Annotated in this window: 1 protein-coding gene and 1 pseudogene; both read right to left on the bottom strand. The window is 56.8% G+C overall.

The features are described 5' to 3' along the window. Window positions 1–148 (bottom strand): nicotinate-nicotinamide nucleotide adenylyltransferase (locus ACTHUR_RS21000; protein ID WP_440400747.1); only part of this gene is annotated, 148 nt, incomplete at its 3' end. A gap of 18 nt (window positions 149–166) precedes the next feature. Further along, window positions 167–444, bottom strand: a pseudogene (locus ACTHUR_RS21005) (carbonic anhydrase); the annotation flags it as partial.

Consider the following 444-nt stretch of genomic DNA (forward strand, 5'->3'; position numbering starts at 1 on the left):
TGCGCGTGCTGTCTTTGTGGTACGGGTCGCCTGCCGGCAGGAAGACGACAAGATCCAAACCGATTTCGTCGGCAAAGGCGCGGGCGATGTGGAGGTGGCCGTTGTGGATGGGGTCAAATGTGCCGCCGAATAATCCGATGTTTTTCATTTCGTAGTGGTGTCTGAGTTAGATGTTTTGGCCGTCTGAAGCAGGCAGGCTGCCGTCAACAATCAGGTTGAGCTTGCCTGTAGTCGGGTGGATGACCAGGCCGTGGATGGCGATGTTGTCGGGCATCAGCGGATGTTTGCGAATCAGCTCGACGGTATGGCGCACGCTGTCTTCGACATCGTCAAAACCGGTCAGCCAGCCGTCCAAATCGATACCGGCATTACGCAGGGTTTCGATGCGGTCGTCGGGGATATTGCTGTCGTGTACGCGTTGGAGGAACTCTTCGGCGTGTAGTC

Source organism: Neisseria sp. P0021.S007 (assembly GCF_051956855.1).